This is a genomic window from Streptomyces sp. UH6 (genome assembly GCF_013421635.1).
Taxonomy (GTDB): domain Bacteria; phylum Actinomycetota; class Actinomycetes; order Streptomycetales; family Streptomycetaceae; genus Streptomyces; species Streptomyces abyssomicinicus.
In genome coordinates, this window is the sequence record NZ_JACADT010000786.1 from 1 (window position 1) to 2,679 (window position 2,679).

1 protein-coding gene and 2 pseudogenes are annotated in these 2,679 nt (G+C 71.5%); 2 read left to right on the top strand and 1 reads right to left on the bottom strand.

What is annotated here, in order from left to right:
- A pseudogene (locus tag HW445_RS25815) lies at positions 1 to 249 on the bottom strand (hypothetical protein); the annotation flags it as partial.
- A 257-nt stretch (positions 250 to 506) separates the two neighbouring features.
- On the opposite strand from HW445_RS25815, the gene HW445_RS25820 reads away from it, so the two are divergent.
- Positions 507 to 1,301, top strand: a complete 795-nt coding sequence (locus tag HW445_RS25820; RefSeq protein ID WP_180223303.1) for an SAM-dependent methyltransferase — start codon at positions 507 to 509, stop codon at positions 1,299 to 1,301.
- Positions 1,302 to 1,437: 136 nt separating this feature from the next.
- Positions 1,438 to 2,679 (top strand): annotated as a pseudogene (cyc2, locus tag HW445_RS25825) (germacradienol/geosmin synthase Cyc2); the annotation flags it as partial.

The following is a 2,679-nucleotide window of genomic DNA, read 5'->3' on the forward strand; positions in this document are numbered from 1 at the left end:
GGCCGTCCACCACAGCAGGTGCACCACCGCCAGCGGCAGCGCCGGCTCCGGGTCGCCGGTCTCGGCGCCGTGCACCGCGAGGGGCAGCACCGACAGCGGGTACCGCATCGTCTGCCGGCGCAGCAACTCCTCGCAGGAGGTCCGCAGCAGGTCGCCCGGCGGCCCGGCCAGTTCGAGCGTCGCCGCGACCTCGGCACGGATGGCGTCCGTGTGGCGGGCGTGAAGCTCCTGGTAGGTCAGGGAAGGCACGCGTTTCCCCCGTCAGGCCCTGGGTCTGGAGTGGAGTTTGATTCGAACACCCTTGATCGGGGGGAAGCCAGAGCAAGTTTCGGCCAGGTCGACCGATTGCCGACACCGTCCGACCGTCGACGACCGGCCGGAGTGGGTATTCGGCCAACTCGTGTGCAGGATGTTGATGTTGGTGTCTAAGTTCTTCACGACAGGTAGTTCCGACGCCAGTGACATCAGGATCACCACGCTGCCCCCATGGCCGGAGGAGAGCACATATGACGACCCAGTCGCCCCGCCCCATCGACACCTCGGTCCCGCACTCGGCCCGCATCTGGAACTACTGGCTGGGGGGCAAGGACAACTACCCGGTCGACGAGGAGGCCGGGGACGCCTACACCGCCGTCTTCCCCGGCATCACCACCATCGCCCGCTCCAGCCGCGCCTTCCTCGGCCGCAGCATCCGCCACCTGGTGCTGGAGTGCGGGATACGGCAGTTCCTCGACGTCGGCACCGGCCTGCCCACCAGCGACAACACGCATGAGGTCGCCCAGCGGCACGCCCCCGACGCGCGGATCGTCTACGTCGACAACGACCCGCTGGTCCTGACCCACGCCCGTGCGCTGCTGACCTCCACCCCCGAGGGCGCCACCGCCTACCTCGACGCCGACCTCCACCGGCCGGAGGCCATCGTCGAGGCCGCCGCCGAGACCCTCGACCTCACCCGGCCCACCGCGCTGATCCTCAGCGGCACCCTGGGCCACGTCCGCGACCACGAGACCGCCCTGGACCTGGTGCGGCGGCTGATGGCGGGGCTGCCCACGGGCAGCTACCTGTGCGTCAACGACGGCTCCCGGGGCGTCGATCCCGAGTACGAGCGCGCACAGGACGGCTACAACGAGACCGGCGCCGTCCCCTACTTCCTGCGCCCCGTCGCGGAGATCGAGGCGTACTTCGACGGCATGGAGATGGTCGAGCCCGGTGTGGTGTCCGTGCCGCTCTGGCACCCGGAGGAGGGCGCCGACACCACCCCGGTCGGGCAGCACGGCGGCGTCGGCCGCAAGGTCCGGTAGCGCGGGCCCCGAGGCCCGGCGGCCGCCGAACAGCATCCGCCCGCGCGGGAGTTCCCGTTCGCCCCGGTTTCACGCGAAGGTGTGGAGCCGGGGTTCCGGGCGGATGGCCGGAAGCGGGCCGGGGCAGGACCCGGCCATGACGCAGCCGTTCCGACTCCCGCACTTCTACATGCCGTATCCCGCCCGGTTGAACCCGCACCTCGACGAGGCCCGTGCCCACTCCACCCGCTGGGCGCGGGAGATGGGGATGCTGGAGGGATCCGGCGTCTGGGAGCAGTCCGACCTCGACGCGCACGACTACGGTCTGCTGTGCGCCTACACGCACCCCGACTGCGACGGTCCCGCCCTCTCACTGATCACCGACTGGTACGTCTGGGTCTTCTTCTTCGACGACCACTTCCTGGAGATGTTCAAGCGCGGCCTGGACCGGGCCGGCGGCCGGTCCCACCTGGAACGGCTGCCGCTCTTCATGCCCTCCGACCCGGACACCCCCGTGCCCGCCCCGGAGAACCCGGTGGAGGCCGGACTCGCCGACCTGTGGGCCCGCACCGTCCCCGCCATGTCCGAACACTGGCGCCGCCGCTTCGCCCTTGCCACCGAACACCTGCTGAACGAGTCCCTGTGGGAGCTCTCCAACATCGGTGAGGGCCGGATCGCCAATCCGGTGGAGTACATCGAGATGCGCCGCAAGGTCGGCGGCGCCCCCTGGTCGGCCGGCCTGGTCGAGTACGCCACCGCCGAGGTCCCGCACCGTGTCGCGGAGTCCCGCCCGCTGAGGGTGCTGATGGAGACCTTCTCCGACGGCGTCCACCTGCGCAACGACCTGTTCTCCTACCAGCGGGAGGTCGAGGAGGAGGGCGAGCTCAGCAACGGCGTCCTGGTGCTGGAGAACTTCTTCGGCTGCGCCACCCAGCAGGCCGCCGAGATCGTCAACGACGTCCTCACCTCCCGCCTCCACCAGTTCGAGCACACCGCCCTCACCGAGATCCCCGCCCTCGCCCTGGAGGCCGGCCTCGCCCCGGACGAGCTCGCCGCCGTCGCCGCCTACGCGCGCGGACTCCAGGACTGGCAGTCCGGCGGCCACGAATGGCACCTGCGCTCCAGCAGGTACATGAACCAGGGCGCCGTCGCCGCCCGCACCGACCCGCTGCGCGGCCCCACCGGGGCGGGAGCCTCCGCCGCCGACGTGCGCGCCCTCCTCGCCGGCGCCGGGGCGCAGCGGCTGCGCAACCACACCCACGTGCCCTTCCAGCGCGTCGGGCCCGCCCGTATCCCCGACCTGCCGATGCCCTTCACCCTCACCCTCAGCCCCCACCTGCACGGGGCCCGCGGCCGCCTGCGCGACTGGTCGCAGGAGATGGGGAGCTTCTCCGAGGGG